The following is a 17,789-nucleotide window of genomic DNA, read 5'->3' on the forward strand; positions in this document are numbered from 1 at the left end:
ATTTTGAATCGGCGCCAACACGCCACTTCAAAGTGTTGTACTCAACTGATCCGGCGCTCATGAGAACCAAGCCGGCTGATCACGGTACCGGACGGAGTGTGTACGACGTCCGGAATACGTATGAGCTCGGCTAGGCCGTATCAACGCTTATGGGGACGACTAATCCTGGACTTCTGGCGACCTGTCGGACGAAAGCTCCCGGATACTTTGGATCAACATCTGCCCAAGGCCGGCCTCTGCGACAACGTACAGAATGACCGACAGGAAAAGTATGAAGAGGACCAAAGCCTCTGAACGCTCGCTTATCCACAGTGCCGCCGCGGCGGAGAAGGCGGCTCCTGCCCCGGCACTTACGAAGATGGTGGCCAACAGCAACCGCTGTGTCGTCTGTCTTGCCCGTGACGCAGGCAGACCATTGCTTTTGATCATGAAACTACTTCCAACCGAATCCGAAGCACTGCCCCCGGGCCGTATCGCTCGGATTCGGCCCACAGCGACTGCTTGACCACTGTCACTCATCGCTCCGATAGGCAAGCAAGCGAAGAGCGTTGAAAACCACGAGGAGCGTAGATCCTTCGTGAACGGCAACCGCAGCTCCGATGCCAAGCCCCATGATGGTTGCGGGGACCAGGATGGCAACGACGCCAAGGCTCACAAAGACGTTCTGCCGGATCACGGAACGCGTGTGGCGGCTGAGGCCGACCGCAAACGGCAGATGACGCAGATCGTCAGCCATCAAAGCCACGTCGGCGGTCTCCAGCGCGACGTCGGATCCAGCGGCCCCCATAGCGATGCCCACAGTGGCATTGGCCATGGCAGGGGCGTCGTTGACGCCATCGCCAACCATGGCGACCTTGGTGGTCTCGCGAAGCTTGCGGATCGAGGTGACCTTGTCCTCGGGCATCAAGTCACCCCACGCCTCGTCAAGCCCCACATCCTTGGCGACTGCCTCAGCCACCTTCTTGTGGTCACCGGAGATCATGATCATCCGCTTGATGCCAAGCTTTCGGAGCCTATCCAAGGCCTCGCGCGCGCCGGCCCGTGGCGTGTCAAGAAGACCAATGGCACCAAGGTCACGATCTCCCAGGCGAACAACCATCGTTGTGCGACCGGCCTCGCGAAGCCGTGCGATTGCTGCCTCCACGAAGCCGCCGAGTTTAGGCACACCATCGACACCAAACATCTCGGCTTTACCGATCCAGACGGGCTGTCCTTCAAAGCTAGCCTTGACGCCTCGACCGATGAGGTTCTCAAGTGCACCAGCCTCCGGTACAACTCGGCTGCCAATGCGCTCACGCCCATCGCGAGCGATGGCTGCTGCGAGCGGATGATCGCTAAGGGACTCCACCGACACGGCCACGGTGAGCAGTTCCTCTTCGGCGACGCCTTCAGCAGGAATGACGTCGGTGATTCGTGGGCGTCCTTCCGTCAAGGTTCCGGTCTTGTCGAACGCCATCGCGCTCAAGGATCCAAGTTCCTCCAGAGGGGCTCCACCTTTGATCAGAACACCTCCACGTGCTGCGCGAGCGATGCCTGACAGCACTGCGCTAGGTGTAGCGATGGCCAATGCACAAGGGCTGGCCGCAACCAGGACGGCCATGGCCCGATAGAAGCTGTCGCGGAATGGTTCATCAACAACCACCCAAGCAAACAACAGCAAGAAGGCCAGCATCAGGACTGCCGGTACAAAGATCTTCTCGAACTTGTCTGTGAAACGCTGCGTCGGTGATTTCCTGGCTTCGGCCTCGCTGACCATCTTCACTACACGTGCAAGCGCAGAGTCGGATGAACGACGTGTCACCTCAACTTCAATGGCTCCAGATCCATTGATGGTCCCGGCAAAGACCCGTGAAACCGCCTCGACGGTGTCAGGGCGACTTCTCGCCGCCGCCGCATCCACAACTGGGCGCTTGTCTACAGGCATGCTCTCGCCCGTCACGGGGGCCTGGTTGACACTCGACTCCCCAGAAACCAGGAACCCATCAGCAGGGAGCCGTTCGTTCGGTCGAACCAGCACCACATCGCCGACCACAAGCTCTTCGACAGGAATCTCTACGGCCTGGCCGTCTCTGCGTACGGTGGCGGTGTCTGGTGCAAGTTCCGCCAGAGCCTCAATTGCTCGCTTCGCTCGCCCCATGGCGTAGTGTTCCAGCGCATGACCAAGACTGAAAAGGAACAACAAGAGCGCCCCCTCTGCCCAGGAGCCCAGAGCCGCAGCACCCGCCGCAGCGACAAGCATCAGGGTGTCGATCTCGAAGCGCTTCAGACGAAGATTGTCCAGAGCCTCTCGGAGGGTGTAGAAGCCGCCGAAGAAGTAGGCCAGGACATACAGGCTCGTGGGTAGCCAGGCTGGCAAACCCGTCGCAAGCTTCTCGATGCCGAAGCCAACCCCGAGCAAGGTGCCGCACGTCAATGCGAAGATCATTTCGGAGTTCGGGCCCAGAAGACCACCGTCTCCATGGCTATGCCCATGCTCCCCCGCTTCATCCTCCGAGTGTTGATGTCCTGGCTCGCCATGACCTGCATGCTGCGGTTCGGCACTCTTCGCCGATGGCTTGACACCCAGCTTGGCCAGCTCACCGAGGACGCCTGCTTCCGTCGTCCGCTCTCGGTCAAACTCGACCGACACTTGGCCCGATGGACTGGCAGTGGCTTCAAGCACCCCTGGGGCAGCGAGCAAGGTCTTGGCCACCGTGTCTGCCCGGCGCTGATGGCCGATGCCTTCGGTCTGCCAGCTCTTGTGCCCGTAACGAGCAGTCAGTGCAGCACCTGAGGCCTTCGCAAGCTCTCGGATCCTTGCAAGGGGAATGACCTCAGGGTCAAAGTGAATACACAACTGCGGGACAGCGCCACCGTCATCTGTTCGGATATGCGCCTTCTCCACACCCGCACGCCCTTGAAGTTCACCTATCAGCCTCCCTGTACATGCGTCCGCCGCCTCAGTGACGCCAGGAAGGACAAGTGAAAGCTCCAAGCTTGTTTTTTCTGTCATAGCCAAGTCGTTATGGTTGAAGCCAGTTGGCCTTGCCTCTGTTGATCAGGCGCGAGGCCCGTGAGGCTGATTCATGCCACCGATTCAACCGCTGGGCACAGGCCCGATGGACAGACGGCAATCCCCGGAGGAACTCTGCGCAAGTTCGCTGCCAAACCTGAATGCAGGTTGGAGGCAGTTCTAACGCAAGAAGGTGCATGGGGCAAAACGTCGGGATGGCTCACCACATAAGCTGTAGGGAGGACCTACCCCATAGGCTAGTCGGCCATCCCCGTCAGCTTGCGGACGCCAAGATTACAAATTTGTCATCCTGGACGCCTGAATCCCAACCTGGAGGTCCTAAACAAGGCACATCGGCGCCGCTTCATATGGCTCGCCACGCCCTTGTTTCATAGGGAAAGCGGGTGCAAACCACGCGCCTAGCTCGCTCGCTATCCCTTCTGAAGACGCTCATCAGGCATGCGAACTAGTGCCTTGACAGTGGAGGCAGCTACGATATCCAATGCAGCTGCTTCTACGGCAAAGCTGTTTGCTGCAGGAGCACCGCCCCTCCGAGCCATTCGGAAGAGATCGTCTTCAGACTTGTTTCATGCGCCGACTGCTGAACATCCTGCTGCTTCTGGTCCTGCCGCTGCAATTTTGCTATGCGGTGGCGGCGACCTATTGCCAGCATGAGGATAGTCAGGGCGCTGGTCACTTTGGTCATCACGTCCATGTTCATAAGAACACCGACCAGGACAATGGCCCAAGCAAGTCGAAGCAAAAAGCAAAGATCTTTGCCGACGCCGACTGCGCCAGCTGCCACCTTGCCAAGCCAGAGCTGCTTGGCAAGCAAGTGAAGATCCCCACGTTCATGCGTGAATCGGCAACTCCCTCGGGAGATGCCTTGCTTTACAGCTCGGCCGACCCGAACAGGATCGAACGCCCCAACTGGCTGCAACTGCTCTAACCGACGAGCGGACAGTCTTTCCCCTTGCTGTATCACCGGGGTGCACCACTGTAGGTGCATTGTCCCTCGTCGAATTGCATCCAACTTCCACTGGAGAATTCGATGAAATGCCCTCGGAGCGTGCGGCCCACTGCCTGCACGCAGACGCTTCCCTTTGTTCCTGGCCTGGTTGCGCTGGCCATCGCTCTGCCCACCTTTGCCTGGGCTCAGACCTCTACGCCTCAACTTGGCCTGCCGTCGGCACCTGGCGTCACCTCCGCGCCTGCTCCCTCGACAGCCCCGGCCCCAAAACTGACGTTGGATCAGGCCATTGAGCTCGCACTCAATCGCCACCCAGACCTCTCCGTGGCTCGCCGCGAAGTGGAAGCCGCATTGGGAGCCACCCAACAGGCAGGAGTCCTGCCCAATCCGTCTCTGTCGATGTCCGTTGAGGACACTCGCAAGGCGACGAGGACCACCGCATACCAGTTGAGCCAGTTGATCGAGCTGGGCGGCAAGCGCTCAAGCCGTGTCAAGGCCGCCCAGTTGATGGAAGACCTGAATCGCGCCCAGGTTCAAGGCCGCATTGTGCAGATCCGCGCTTCCGCCCGTACTGGCTTCTGGGACCTTCTGACGGCTCAGTCGCGCATGGAGCTGGCTCGCCAATCCGAGGAGCTCGCACAAGCCGCGGTCGATGCTGCGTCCAAACGTGTCGCTGCAGGCAAGGTCTCTCCGGTTGAAGAAACCCGCGCGCGTCTGGCTCTGTCCGGCGTGGGCCTCGAGACTGCCCAGGCGCAGCAGGATCTGACAGCCGCCAAGTCCCGCCTTGGCGCGATGCTCGGGATGACACCTGATCAGTTGCCTCAACCTGCAGGTGAGCTGCGAGCGCCAGGACAGGCACCAACGCCTGGTGAGCTCACCCGGTACATGGAGACCGCCCCAGAGACCGTGCAGTCCGAGCTTGAGGTCAAGCGCAGAGACGCCCTGGTCGAAGTGGAGCGCAGCCGCGCCGTACCCGACGTAACGATCGGTGTTGGCATGCAGCGCAACAACGAGATGGGGCGCAACCAGACGCTCCTGGGTGTCTCGATTCCTTTGCCTGTCTTCGACCGCAACCAAGGCAACCTTCGTGAGGCCATAGCGCGTGCTGACCAAGCAAGGGACGACGCTCGCAGCAGGCAGATGCGCCTGACAACCGATGTGCAGGTTGCCGCAAGTCAGCTTGAAACTGCGCGACGCCAGGTGCTTCTTGCTGAAGAGAAGCTGCTACCCGATGCCAGCCGTACCTACGAAGCGGCCACTCAAGGCTTTGCCCTGGGCAAGTTTGGCTTCCTCGACGTTCTGGATGCTCAACGCACCTTGTTCCAAGCCCGCTCTCAGCACTTGAAGGCGCTGTCCGACGCCCAGAAGGCAGCTGCTGACCTTGAGGCGCTTCTTGGCGCCCCGGTTTCGGCCCAGATGGGTGTGGCCAACAGCACGGCACCGGTTAACTCGCCTCGCGCGATGCAAAAGTGAGATTGCAATGAACAACCAACAAAAGATCATCGTTGCGGCCATCGCCGCCATCACCATCGCCGCAGGCACAGCCGTCTGGGTGTTCGGCGGCTCGTCTTCCACTGCTGCCAGTCACTCGGAAGCCGAAGGACACGACGACAAGGAACATCACAACGAAGCCCCGGCCAAGCCCGAGGCTGGCAAGGAAGGAAATGCTCAAGCGGCCGCAGATGACAAGGGCAAGGCTGGCGGTGATGGCCATGGTGACCATGGCGAAGAAGCCGAAGAAGAAGCCGTCAAACTGACTGAAGAACAAATCAAGCTCAGCCGTATCAAGGTGGAGAAGGCTCAGGCCGGTACCGTCATGTCTGGAGCAGAGTTCCAGGGTGAAGCCAAATTCGACGCCGACCGTACCGCACAGGTCGTGCCTCGCGTGGCCGGTGTTGTCGAGCTGGTCAAGGCAGACCTGGGGCAACGAGTCAAGAAGGGGGACGTGCTGGCTGTCATCTCCAGCCCAGACCTGTCTGGCCAGCGTGCTGCGTTGCTTGCTGCGCGTGAACGTGCTTCAGCCGCACGGGCTACATACCAGCGTGAAAAGAGCCTCTGGGAGCAGAAGATCTCGGCTCAACAGGACTACCTCATTGCCCAACAACAGCTGCGAGAAGCGGAGATCGAGCAGCGCAATGCGGAGCAACGTCTCTCTGCCCTGGGTGCCAGCGCAACAGCGACCGCTGACGGTCTGAGCCGCTTCGAGATTCGTGCCCCGTTTGATGGGACCATCGTTGAAAAGAGCCTGGCGCTCGGTGAAACGGTCGCGAGTGATGCCAAAGTCTTCGTGATCTCCGACCTTTCCAAGGTTTGGGTCGAGTTCTATGTTCCGGCCAAGGACATCGAGAAGGTTCAGGTTGGCGCGACCGCGAGCGTCAAAGCAACCGGCTCCGACCAGGTGGTCACCGGCACCGTGAACTATGTTGGCTCGTTGCTTGGCGCGACCACACGCACAGCCACGGCACGCATCACCATGACCAACCCAGCTGGCGCATGGCGCCCCGGCCTGTTCCTGGCCGTGAACGTGCTGAGCGAGCGTAGCCAGGTACCCCTGGTCATCCGCAACGATGCCCTGCAGTCCGTGGAGGACAAGCCGAGCGTATTTGTGCGAACCCCTGAAGGCTTCAAGGCTCAGGTGGTGAAGCTCGGCCGCTCAGATGGTACCTATACCGAGGTGCTGAGCGGCCTGACCGCAGGCGCAGACTATGCCACCGAGAACAGCTTCATCTTGAAGGCTGAGCTCGGCAAGGGCAGCGCCGAACACGGCCATTGATGCGGGAGATCAACATGTTTGAACGCATCATCAAGTTCGCCATCGACCAGCGGTGGCTAGTTCTGCTCGCCGTACTGGGCATGGCCGCCATTGGCGTCTTCAGCTACACCAAGCTGCCCATCGACGCCGTTCCTGACATCACCAACGTCCAGGTGCAGATCAACACCTCTGCGCCGGGTTACTCTCCACTGGAGACCGAGCAACGCGTCACCTACCCCGTCGAGACGGTGATGTCCGGGCTGCCAAAGCTCGTCCAGACTCGCTCGATGTCGCGCTATGGCCTGTCCCAGGTCACGGTCATCTTCAAGGACGGGACCGACGTTTATTTCGCCCGCCAACTTGTTGCTGAGCGTCTGGCGCAGGCTCGTGAGCGCCTCCCTGCGGGCGTCAGCCCGGAAATGGGCCCGATCTCCACGGGCCTGGGGGAGATCTTCCTCTGGACGGTGGAGTCCAAGGAGGGGGCAAAGAAGCCTGACGGCACCCTCTACACGCCGACGGACCTCCGCGAGATCCAGGACTGGATCATCAAGCCCCAGCTGCGCAACGTGCCTGGCGTCACCGAGATCAACTCCATTGGCGGCTATGCAAAGGAGTACCTGGTTGCGCCGGACCCCGCCAAGCTGTCGTCTCTTGGTCTCAGCCTGGCTGAACTCATCAAGGCCATCGACCTGAACAATGCCAACGTCGGCGCTGGCTACATCGAGAAGCGTGGCGAGCAGTACCTTGTTCGAGCTCCTGGTCAGGTGAGCAGCCCTCAGGACATCTCCAACATCGTCGTGAAGAGCGTCAACGGCCAGGTCGTGCGCATCGGTGACGTTGCCACTGTCGGCGTCGGCAAGGAGCTCCGCACCGGTGCTGCCACAGACAACGGCCGCGAGGTGGTTCTGGGCACGGTGTTCATGCTGATCGGTGAGAACAGCCGGACCGTCGCCCAGGCCGTGTCGGAGAAGATGGTTGAAATCAATCGCTCTCTGCCGGAGGGCGTGCATGCCATCACGGTTTACGACCGTACCAACTTGGTGGACAAGGCCATCGGCACAGTCCGTAAGAACCTGGTCGAAGGCGCCATCCTCGTGATCGTGGTGCTGTTCCTGTTCCTGGGCAACATTCGGGCCGCCATCATCACAGCGATGGTGATTCCTCTGTCCATGTTGTTTACCTTCACAGGCATGGTTAACCGAGGTGTCAGCGCCAACCTGATGAGTCTAGGAGCACTGGACTTCGGGATCATCGTTGACGGAGCGGTCGTGATTGTGGAGAACTGCGTCCGCAGGCTCGCGCATGCTCAGGCTCACCATGGTCGAGAGCTGACGTTGAAGGAACGATTCGAAGAGGTCTTTGCCGCCGCTCAGGAAGCCCGCCGCCCGCTGATTTTCGGTCAGCTCATCATCATGGTGGTCTACCTGCCCATCTTCGCCCTCAGCGGCGTGGAAGGAAAGATGTTCCATCCGATGGCTTTCACAGTGGTCGCCGCCCTGATTGGCGCCATGATCCTGTCTGTCACCTTCGTTCCTGCCGCAGTCGCACTGTTCATCGGACGCAAAGTCGATGAAAAGGAAAACCGACTGGTCACTGCCAGCAAGCGCCTGTACGAGCCCATGCTTGAGAAGGCACTGCGCAACGTGCCAGTCGTTATCGCCAGTGCCATCGCCATCATCTCCATCTCGGTGGTGGTCGGATCCAAGATGGGCAGTGAGTTCGTTCCCAGCTTGAACGAAGGCGACTTCGCCATGCAAGCACTGCGGGTGCCTGCCACCAGCCTCTCTCAGTCCGTGGAGATGCAAAAGCAGATCGAAACGACGCTGAAAGCGAAGTTCCCCGAAATTGACCGCGTGTTTGCTCGAACCGGTACCGCCGAGGTGGCTTCTGACCCGATGCCGCCCAACATCTCGGACGCGTATGTGATGCTCAAGCCAGTAGACGAATGGCCCAAGCCTCGCAAGACGCGTGACGAGTTGATGGCAGCAGTCCAGGAGACGGTGGAGAAGATCCCGGGCAACGCCTACGAGTTCTCTCAGCCGATTCAACTGCGCTTCAACGAACTGATTTCAGGTGTCCGCAGTGACGTGGCGGTCAAGGTATTCGGCGACGACATGGATGTGCTCAACGCCGAAGCAGCAAAGATCGCCGCCACCTTGCAGGGAATCAAGGGAGCAGCCGAGGTCAAGGTGGAGCAGACAACGGGGCTGCCCATGCTGACGGTCGCCATCGACCGGGCCCGTGCTGCACGGTACGGGTTGAACGCGTCTGACATCCAGGAAACCCTGGCCACCGCGTTGGGTGGCAAGGAAGCTGGCACGATGTTCGAGGGAGACCGCCGTTTTGACATCGTCGTCCGCTTGCCTGAGACACTGCGAGGCGATCTCGATGCTGTGAGCCGTCTGCCCATTCCTATCCCGGCTCAGGCAGACGCCGGCGCCGCCGGAAATGTGCGCTACATCCCTCTCTCTGAAGTGGCAGAGCTGAAGCTGGCTCCCGGGCCGAATCAGATCAGCCGGGAGAACGGCAAGCGTCGCGTTGTCGTCACCGCCAACGTTCGAGGCACTGACCTGGGCTCGTTCGTTAAGGCTGCGCAATCTGCTGTGAACAAGCAGTTGAAGATGCCGGCGGGATACTGGATCGAGTGGGGAGGAACGTTCGAGAACCTGCTCTCGGCCACCCAACGACTGCAGATCGTTGTTCCCGTTGCCTTGGCCCTGGTGTTCCTGCTGCTCTTCATGATGTTCAACAACGTCAAGGATGGGTTGGTGGTGTTCACCGGCGTTCCGTTTGCCCTGACGGGCGGCGTGCTGGCTCTTTGGATGCGAGGAATACCTCTGTCGATCTCGGCTGCAGTCGGATTCATTGCACTCTCAGGGGTGGCAGTGCTCAACGGCCTGGTGATGATTTCCTTCATCCGTAGCCTACGTGATGAAGGTAAATCACTCCATGACGCGGTGCTTGAGGGAGCGCTGACCCGACTTCGCCCTGTTCTGATGACAGCTCTGGTCGCATCACTTGGCTTCGTGCCTATGGCCTTGGCCACTGGTACAGGTGCTGAAGTTCAGCGTCCGCTCGCAACGGTCGTTATCGGCGGGATTATCTCGTCGACGCTCCTGACCCTGTTGGTCCTACCCGTTCTGTATTGGCTGATTCATCGCAATGAAGAGGCCAAGCGGGAGAGTGCACCGGTCGAGGCCACTGCATAACGCGGTGCGTGCCGGCAGCACCTTGTGTTGGTGCCGGCTTCTCTAGAGCGCCTGAAGTATTGAGGCCGGCCCGAACAAGCTTTGGCGCCGATCCGACGTACCACATCTGAGTTTCCCGCCGGGAAGCTTGGGCTCTGCCATGGAGCGTCGCAATGTTTTCTTCGTTGTCTCACTTCGATGAGGGCGTGTTCGCCGTGTGTAACGCGGTGATCCTCATCGCCGGCATTCTGCTGTTTGCTTGGTGGCTATCACGCCGTCCTCCATTGCCCCCAGAGCCCAAGAAGCCCAAGTATGCGGAACGGCTACAGAGCCAGTTCAAGCGTAGCAAAAGTGCCAAGAAGCAGGCGACGCCAAACACGTCGCCATCTGATCCATCGACAGTGCTGCCCCGAGCGGTTGGTACACGTCGAAAGAAGGGGGAGTCGCGGAAGCCTAGTTAACTGCCAGGTGACGCCGTCCCGCTTCAAGAACAAAGCCCGGTCCAGTTGCATCTTCATGACAAAGATGTAATGCACTGACCATGTCCAGAAAGGCATTATCTCAACATGCGACGAACATCAAAGTTTGCATTGCTGGCCCTGCTGATAGGCACATCCGCCCTGGTCGGTTGTGCTCAGAGGCCAGTTACCTCAGAGCTGCAACGGTTTTGCTTCAAGTCTTTGAAAATTAGCTCATGTGCAGCGGCACCTGGTGTCGTTCCAGAGGATGACAAGGCTATACGTATGCTGTCGGCAGTAAGTGACACAGGTAGGCTTGTCATCGTGAGGCACATGTGGCCGGACCTGCAAGGTGTTTCCAATGTTCTGGTCAACGGAACGCCCGTTCAGCGGATGATCCCGGCTTCGGTCATCGCAGTAGACGTCCAACCTGGCCGGCATGTGGTCAGAGCAGATCCAATGGATGAAGATGGAAGCATAACTGTGGACGTTCAGGCGGGACAGGTTGTAGCGCTTGAACTGCGCAAAACCAACTGGAGCCCAAGGCGATTCGTCGTGCGAGAAATCAAACCAGAGATCGCAAAGACGTTGATGCGTGGCGCGGACACCTTAGGTGTGTTTCGGGTATCACCTCCCGAGAGCTCTGCCGAGCGCCCGTCCTGACAGGCGTGAGATGACGCAACTGTAATCTCACGGTGGGCTGCCTGTCAGGCACGGCTCACTACAGTGTCCAGATGTCGCAATCCTCTGCGGCAGGCTGCAACAAGGCAGCACAAGACGAGCCGAACCGAACCGATAGTTGTTGGTGCTCGCCCATGAAGCGCTCCGCCTGCCCGGCGCAAGAGACCAAATGAGCAATTTCACAGAAGCATGCTGGCCGAAGAACGACCAGGCCGCATGCAGTCTCACCGTGGTCGTTCCTGTGTTGAACGAAGAGGCCGGTCTCGCAGAGTTTCATCTGCGGCTGATGATGGCCCTGCAGGCTCTTCAAGTGACGCATGAGATCCTCTACATCGACGATGGAAGCACGGACGGCACCGAGGATCAACTGAAGAGTCTCCGGAATCACCACCCATGCGTCTCTGTCGCCAAGCTCAGCAGGAACTTCGGAAAAGAGGCCGCCATGACCGCCGGCCTCCAACTGGCCAAAGGGCAAGCCGTCGTGATTATCGACGCGGATCTCCAGGATCCGCCTGAGCTCATTGGCCAGATGGTTGACGCCTGGCGACAAGGCGCAGACGTCGTCAGCATGCGCCGCCGCTCTCGTGCGGGAGAGTCATGGTTCAAGGAGGCATCTGCGTTTGCCTTCTATCGTGTGTTCAATGCCCTGGCCGACGTACACATGCCGGCCGACGTGGGCGACTACAGGCTTCTAAGTCGACGTGTGGTGAACGCCATCAACCAGTTGCCTGAGCGGAACCGCTTCATGAAGGGCATCTTCGCCTGGGTTGGGTTCAGAACCGTCACCATCGAGTACGACCGGCATGCGCGTGCAGAAGGGCAGTCCAAATGGCCGTATCGGAAGCTGTGGCGCTTCGCCGTTGAAGGGATCACGGGGTTCTCTGTCGCGCCGCTCAAACTTGCCACCTATACAGGCGTGGCTAGCGCGCTTCTCTCGTTTGGCTATGCAGCGCACTTTCTGATCAAGACACTTCTTGTTGGCGAGGCTGTACACGGCTTTCCAACGCTGATCGTCAGCATTTTGCTGCTGGGCGGGCTGCAGCTCATGGCCATCGGCATCCTCGGTGAGTACATTGGGCGCATCTTCCTGGAATCAAAGCGCCGACCTTTGTTCCTGCTGGACGAGTACGAGCAAGCAACTTCGCTGTCCAGTGAGAGCAAGCCCATCAGGCTTGGCTCGTCTCAGGGAGTACATCAACATAGCATTCAAGCAGATCATGAGCACCGTGTTGCCTGAAGTGGCACCCGTCAACACCGCAGCAAGGAGATCAACCCGTCTCGTCCTCGCTGCTCTTTTGCTGATCATCACGTTTCGATTGCTGAGCTTAGGCCTGTACCCTTTGTCCGACAACACGGAGTCTCGCTACGCCGAGATTGCTCGACGGATGGCATTGAGCGGGGACTGGATCACACCCCGGATCGCGGACAACACCGTGTTCTGGGGAAAACCGCCGCTGTCGTCATGGCTCTCCGCATCAAGCATTCAGCTACTTGGCGTAAATGAGTGGGCTGTGCGGCTCCCCAGTGTGCTTCTAGCCCTTGCTGTCACTGCCCTTGTATGGCGCTGGAGCTCTGCACGCAGCGCTAGATGGTCGGTGCTAACCGCGGCTGCACTGTGGGGTTCGGGGGCATTCTTCATTGCGGCCGGAGCTGTCATGACCGACATGGCGCTTGTGACCGCCGTGACGTTGGCCATGTTCGGCTTCTGGCATGCGCAGTCTGCGAGCACAGTTCGCAGCAGGCGCCTGCACGGCTACCTGTTCTTTGCCGGCCTTGGACTGGGCATGCTGGCAAAGGGGCCTGTGGCGTTACTGCTGATTGGCCTGCCAATAACAACATGGGCGGTGCTGACGTACAGCCTGCCTCGCATCATCAGAAGCATGCCCTGGTTGGCTGGATCAGCCATCGCCGCCATTGTCTGCTTGCCGTGGTACATCTTGGCCGAGCTGAAGACGCCTGGGTTTCTTGAGTACTTCCTGATCGGCGAGCACTGGCTACGGTTCACAAAACCTGGTTGGGCGGGTGACCTGTACGGATCGGCCCACCTCCAGCCGAGGGGGATGATCTGGGCCTACCTCTTCGCAGGAATGTTCCCTTGGACGCTTCTTGTGGGCGCTCTCCTTCTCAAGCGTCGGATGAATCGCCAGCAAGAGGTTCGGAACACTTTTCTGGCTAGCCATGAAGGCCTCTATCTCCTTCTTTGGGCCCTGGCTCCGGCACTGTTCTTCATGCTGGCCAGAAACATCCTTTGGACATACGTTCTTCCAGGCATCCCTGCGTTGGCCATCCTGGTGGGATGCATCTTGGCGACAGAGCACCGAGAGAAGGTTGTTGATGCGCTGACCTGCGCGGGAACCTTGCTTACGGGGGCCCTGTTTGCAGCCGTCCTGCTCGCCCAAGGCACCTATGGCGGGGTCAACTCGACCAAAGGCGTTTTGGATGCTTTCAGACAGAGCCATCAGGGCCAAGGAGGGCTGCTCTTTGTTGGCCCTCCGACGTACTCATCGTCTTACTACACCGGTGGCAAGGCGCGGACCTTCAGGGACTTCGAATCACTGGACCGCTTCATGTCCGCCCGCGTCACAGCCGCGGGCGAGTGTCTGGAGGGAATCCACCTCGCCGTCTACAAGAGAGAGTGGGACAGGCTTTCCGCGGCTCAACAGCAAAGCATGCACATAGAGGGGCGCTTCGGTGATTACCTGCTGGTGACCAGCGACTGGCACGATGAGGCAGACCACGAACAGGACAGTCTGGACACACCGAACCCCATCGTGCTAGGCCCATCGACCATCGATGGTCGTAAGCAGACATGAGGTAAGCAAGATGGCTAGTCTTGAGGGCTCGCGATTGCATGCGCGAAGCAAAGAAATGCGACGCGTGGCGCGGTTTGGCATGGTCGGCCTGGTTGCCACCGTTGTGCACTGGCTTGTCACAGTTTCTGTGACTGAGTTGCTTCAGTTGAATCCCCTGGTGGCGAATACCGTGGGATGGGGCATTGCCGTCGCAGTTTCCTTCGCGGGGCATTGGTCGGTGACGTTTGGGGATCATGGGGGCCCGTTGATCCGATCCGGCCTTCGATTCCTTGGCGTCTCGGCCCTTGGCTTCGTTGCGAACTCGATCCTTTTTGGGGCACTGCTTTCGATCAATCCATCGCTCTATGCCTTCTGGCTCAGCCTGACGCTGGCCTTGGTTGCCGTCATGACTTATCTACTTAGCAACCTATGGGCTTTTCGATCCGATTGAAGGAAGTTCCGTCTCCGCGTGAGGCTTACGAACTTGTCATCTGCTTGTTGGTGATTTGACAGAGGCACCTAGCTAAGCTCCGTTGTGAATGATGCCTAAGACCGTTGGGAGCATGGTGGCGAACAGATCTCTTGCCCCCAGCGTCCCTTTCAGGCAGCTAGCCCACGCTCGACTATCCAAGCGATCCGCAGGAGACTTGCATGACCCTCCCAGGCCACATCAAAGTGGGTGCTCAGGCGGATGATGAGTGGCAAGGCCGTGCGTTGGTCCTGCGGTCACATCGGCAGAAGCTTCTGGCTTCAAACATTGCCAACGCGGATACACCACGCTACCAAGCGCAGGATTTCGACTTCTCGGAGGCTATGCGCAGCGCCCAAAAGACCCAAGAGGGCGGAAAACTAGTTACAACGTCTGAGGCGCATGCAGAAACCAACATGTTCGCCTCAAAGCTGAACACCCTGGATTTCATAAGGTATGCCCAGCCTGCCCAAGCCTCTCTGGACAACAACACGGTCGACATGGATCGAGAGCGGGCGTCCATCGCCAAGAACGCCATCCTGTATGAACTGGCCTTGGCAGGTGTCGGTGACGAGAGTTCCGAGATGAAGCTTGCAACCTCGGATCCGCTGAAGGGCTGACATCAGCCACGGTATCGGCGCGTCAGAAATTAAAATGCCCACGGGACCTGCAGGTCCCCGTGGGCATGCTTGGTCATGGCTTAGCCGATTTCGAGGTCATTTCCTGCCACATAGACCTTGAGCGGCGAAGTGACGAAGCCTTGAGGGGCGACCTTTGCCAGGTCAAAGGTGCGGTGCCCCTTGACGTCGAACTTCCAGGTGAACGAACGGTCTCCGTTTCGGAACACCACCACGTCGCCGCAGCGCACGTTGATGTACGGGCGCTTCAGGCTCGAAACGTCCACGGTTTTGGTGGCCGCTGTAGTGGAGCTCACTGCGACGCCATAGGAGTCTCCGGAGTTACCGGCTAGCGCCGGCGCCGAGAAAGCGATTCCGGCGGCCAAAGCCAACGAGGCGGCGATGCCAGTTTTGGAAGTGGGGTATTGACGCATATGCATCTCCTCAGTAAAAACGGGATGGGCACACTGCACAGTGCAGGCTAAGGCAGGAGGCTGAGTGGTCCCGCGAGAGGGTTCCACCTGTTTACGCTGTATCACGGGCTCCAGTTGCGAGGCTGGCAACCAGCCCTCGACAGTCCCACTCCACCAGGTCACTCGCGAAGAACACTCAGCTCTGCCAGGACCCAAATCTACAGAACGTGAGTTTTCATCCTGCCAACAGGAAGATGACAAATTCGTAATGCCCGGGAAACCCCACTGGCCTCAAAATCGTACTTATGAAGCTATTGGTAGTCGAAGACGAGCTCAAGCTAGCCGGATATCTCCACAAAGGCCTTACCGAAGAAGGCTATGTGGTTGATCTTGCCCATACTGGCGTGGATGGCCTTCATCTTGCAATGTCTGGCGACTACGACCTCATCCTTCTCGACGGGATGCTTCCGGCCATCGATGGCCTCACCGTCTTGGGGTCGCTGCGGTTGAGCAAACAGACGCCTGTCTTGATGCTGACGGCTCGAGGTCGGGTGGAAGATAGGGTTCAAGGCCTGACCGCAGGTGCTGACGACTACCTGGTCAAGCCTTTTGCATTCTCCGAGTTGCTTGCCCGCATTCAAACCATTCTCCGCCGAGCTGGGACGATCCGTCCTAGTCCGGAATCGACGCTTCTCAAACTGGACGACCTGGAGCTGGACCTTCTGCGTCGCAAAGCTACCCGCGGCGGACAACGGCTAGATCTGACACCGAAGGAGTTCAACCTCCTCAGTCTGCTGATGCGCCGGGAGGGTGAGGTCTTGTCTCGTACAGAGCTTGCAGCACAGGTATGGGACATGAACTTCGATAGCGAGACAAACGTCGTGGAGGTGGCCGTTCGGCGGCTCAGATCCAAGTTGGACCAACCCTTCGAGACCTCACTGCTACACACTGTCCGCGGCATGGGCTACATCCTTGAGCGCCGATGACATTTGATATGGGTGCCTGGTCAAAGGGAAGCCTTGGGAAAACGCTATCCAAGTGGTTGGCGATCCAGGCCTTCGTTGGCCTTAGTCTCATCTGCATCGGCGTGTATGTCGTCATCGCCTTGGCGCTGTCGCAGCGTCAAGATACCACGCTGGATCAAAAGCAAGACGCCGTCCGCAGCATCCTGATGGAGGGCAGCCGGCGTCACTCCCCCGAGGAGCTGCAGCACTTGCTCCGCGACGTCCTGGCCGGACACGCGGAGATGTCACTTCGTATAGAGCAAGATCCAGATGGCATTTTTGCCGTGCAGGGAACAGCCGCTTCGGCTCCAGACCATTCCGGGAAACGCCTGAAGCTGAGGCGTTTTGAGGTCGCGGTAGAAGCGAGCGCTGCAGGGCAACCTCCAGGCAAGGTGTCGCTTGAACTGGCCCTTGATCCGAAGGCTGATGACGCGCTTCTGTCATTCCTGGCTGGGACCCTGGGATGTGCTGCTTTGTTTGGCTCCATCGTTGTCTCGTACGGAGCATTCAGGTTGGTTCGAAAGGGCATGCTTCCCATACACAGGCTTGTCGAGCAGACACGTTCACTTACGGTGAGCGAACTCGAGCGCCGCCTTGATGGAACTGGTCAACCAACCGAACTGCAACCTCTTATCGAGCAGTTCAACGAACTCTTGCACCGCTTATCCGACGCATACAGGCAGATGGAGGCCTTCAACGCAGATGTGGCACACGAACTCAATACACCGCTTTCGAACCTGATCAGTAGCTGTGAACTGACCCTGCGACGTGAGCGCAGCGCAGAAGAGATGCGTGAAGTACTGGGATCCAACCTAGAAGACCTTCGCAGAATGGCGGGGATCGTAGGGGACATGCTGTTCCTGTCGATGGCGGACAGATCACCCAACATACGTAGAGCCCCGATTGAAAGCTTGTCAGGACTGGTCCACGAAGTGGTTGAGTACCATGAAGCCTCCATTCAGGAGGAAGGACTCAGAACTGAGGTGCGCGGTGACAGCCCCGCATCGGTCGATGATCGGCTGCTCAGGCGAGCCATCTCAAATCTCCTCGGGAATGCAACCCGCTATGCAGAGCGCGATTCGACCATCACCATAGAGATACAGCGTTCTGTCGATGGGGCTGTTGCCATCAGCGTCTCGAATCTTGGGCCGACCATCGCAGCAGAGCATCTTCCAAGGCTCTTTGACCGCTTCTATCGTGTCGACCCTGCCAGGGCGTTCGCTGAACGCAACCACGGTCTTGGGCTCTCTATCGTCGCCGCCATTGCCAGGATGCACGGCGGGAGTACCTTCGCCAGGTCAGGCTATGGTGCAACGTGCATCGGTTTGACCTTGAACGACTGAGTAGGTGTTCAGTTGGCACGGCGCCCTAGTTTTCAGTACAAGCGTTTCGTACTGGTCTTTGCCGCCGCCTCTTGGCTTAGGCAAAACGGGTGTTGACGCCGACCGAAAAC

At 59.0% G+C, this 17,789-nt stretch carries 13 protein-coding genes; 11 read left to right on the forward strand and 2 right to left on the reverse strand.

Translation table 11 applies throughout. The features are described 5' to 3' along the window. Positions 1 to 511: 511 nt before the first annotated feature. Complete coding sequence (locus EIP75_RS23275) at positions 512 to 2,992, reverse strand: heavy metal translocating P-type ATPase (protein WP_125245580.1); 2,481 nt, start codon at positions 2,990 to 2,992, stop codon at positions 512 to 514. Between the two features lie 589 nt (positions 2,993 to 3,581). Here EIP75_RS23275 and czcI point away from each other — a divergent pair. The 9 genes from czcI (at position 3,582) to flgB (ending at position 14,922) form a co-directional block, all read left to right on the forward strand. Then, positions 3,582 to 3,941: a cation efflux protein, CzcI family gene (czcI, locus tag EIP75_RS23280; protein ID WP_125245581.1), complete on the forward strand. Its 360-nt coding sequence runs from the start codon at positions 3,582 to 3,584 to the stop codon at positions 3,939 to 3,941. Positions 3,942 to 4,043: 102 nt separating this feature from the next. After that, on the forward strand, positions 4,044 to 5,435 hold the full coding sequence (locus EIP75_RS23285) for a TolC family protein (protein WP_125245582.1): 1,392 nt from the start codon (positions 4,044 to 4,046) through the stop codon (positions 5,433 to 5,435). A 7-nt stretch (positions 5,436 to 5,442) separates the two neighbouring features. Further along, the gene (locus EIP75_RS23290; protein WP_125245583.1) at positions 5,443 to 6,735 is read left to right on the forward strand and encodes an efflux RND transporter periplasmic adaptor subunit; all 1,293 of its coding nucleotides are present in this window, start codon (positions 5,443 to 5,445) and stop codon (positions 6,733 to 6,735) included. A gap of 14 nt (positions 6,736 to 6,749) precedes the next feature. Then, entirely contained in the window at positions 6,750 to 9,923 is a 3,174-nt protein-coding gene (locus tag EIP75_RS23295; protein WP_125245584.1) for an efflux RND transporter permease subunit, read from the forward strand. A 770-nt stretch (positions 9,924 to 10,693) separates the two neighbouring features. Beyond that, positions 10,694 to 11,023 (forward strand): hypothetical protein, encoded by a 330-nt coding sequence (locus EIP75_RS23300; protein WP_125245585.1) that lies wholly within the window; start codon positions 10,694 to 10,696, stop codon positions 11,021 to 11,023. 187 nt (positions 11,024 to 11,210) lie between these two features. Beyond that, positions 11,211 to 12,278 carry a glycosyltransferase family 2 protein gene (locus EIP75_RS23305; RefSeq protein WP_125245586.1) on the forward strand — a complete coding sequence of 356 codons (1,068 nt, stop codon included), beginning with the start codon at positions 11,211 to 11,213 and terminating at the stop codon, positions 12,276 to 12,278. Further along, positions 12,259 to 13,854: an ArnT family glycosyltransferase gene (locus EIP75_RS23310; RefSeq protein ID WP_125245587.1), complete on the forward strand. Its 1,596-nt coding sequence runs from the start codon at positions 12,259 to 12,261 to the stop codon at positions 13,852 to 13,854. The genes EIP75_RS23305 and EIP75_RS23310 overlap by 20 nt, the downstream gene beginning before the upstream one ends. A 10-nt stretch (positions 13,855 to 13,864) precedes the next feature. Further along, positions 13,865 to 14,284, forward strand: coding sequence for a GtrA family protein (locus tag EIP75_RS23315; protein WP_158622968.1), 420 nt, complete (start codon positions 13,865 to 13,867; stop codon positions 14,282 to 14,284). A gap of 200 nt (positions 14,285 to 14,484) precedes the next feature. Continuing rightward, positions 14,485 to 14,922, forward strand: a complete 438-nt coding sequence (flgB, locus tag EIP75_RS23320; RefSeq protein WP_125245589.1) for a flagellar basal body rod protein FlgB — start codon at positions 14,485 to 14,487, stop codon at positions 14,920 to 14,922. A gap of 80 nt (positions 14,923 to 15,002) precedes the next feature. On the opposite strand, the gene EIP75_RS23325 is transcribed toward flgB, so the two are convergent. Further along, entirely contained in the window at positions 15,003 to 15,353 is a 351-nt protein-coding gene (locus tag EIP75_RS23325; RefSeq protein ID WP_125245590.1) for a CzcE family metal-binding protein, read from the reverse strand. A 284-nt stretch (positions 15,354 to 15,637) separates the two neighbouring features. Between EIP75_RS23325 and EIP75_RS23330 the strand changes: the two genes are divergently transcribed. Then, positions 15,638 to 16,318 carry a heavy metal response regulator transcription factor gene (locus tag EIP75_RS23330; protein ID WP_125245591.1) on the forward strand — a complete coding sequence of 227 codons (681 nt, stop codon included), beginning with the start codon at positions 15,638 to 15,640 and terminating at the stop codon, positions 16,316 to 16,318. Next, positions 16,315 to 17,679, forward strand: a complete 1,365-nt coding sequence (locus tag EIP75_RS23335; RefSeq protein ID WP_233585018.1) for a heavy metal sensor histidine kinase — start codon at positions 16,315 to 16,317, stop codon at positions 17,677 to 17,679. Before EIP75_RS23330 ends, EIP75_RS23335 begins: the two co-directional genes overlap by 4 nt. The last annotated feature ends 110 nt before the right edge of the window (positions 17,680 to 17,789 follow it).

Origin of the sequence: Aquabacterium soli, assembly GCF_003933735.1 — a bacterium.
GTDB classification, from domain to species: domain Bacteria; phylum Pseudomonadota; class Gammaproteobacteria; order Burkholderiales; family Burkholderiaceae_C; genus Aquabacterium; species Aquabacterium soli.